Origin of the sequence: Undibacterium sp. MH2W, from assembly GCF_049340215.1 — a bacterium.
Classification (GTDB): domain Bacteria; phylum Pseudomonadota; class Gammaproteobacteria; order Burkholderiales; family Burkholderiaceae_D; genus Undibacterium.
Genome location: NZ_JBMPPA010000033.1, coordinates 1 through 288 on the forward strand (window position 1 = coordinate 1; position 288 = coordinate 288).

Below are 288 nucleotides of genomic sequence, written 5' to 3' on the forward strand. Positions count from 1 at the left end.
GCTTCACCGCCACAGGACTCGTCGGTTCTGATACAGCGGCCAACATCAGCGGCTTTACCGCTAGTGGTGCGATAGGTACTAATGCTGGCACCTATACCAACATAGTCAGCGGTAGCAACAGCAACTACAGTAATATCATTGTCACGAATGGCACGCTGAACATTGATCGTGCGATCGCGACGATCAATGCCACCAAGACCTACGATAGTACAACGAGCTTAACGTCAGGTCAGGTCAACATCACCGGGGTCAATGGCCAAACACTGAATTACACAGGAACGGCAGTAG

1 protein-coding gene is annotated in these 288 nt (G+C 51.0%); it reads left to right on the forward strand.

Annotation, left to right across the window (positions count from 1 at the left end; all coding sequences use genetic code 11):
• The coding region (locus tag ACO0K2_RS19735; protein ID WP_423021769.1) for a hypothetical protein at positions 1 to 288 on the forward strand (288 nt) is incomplete at both ends.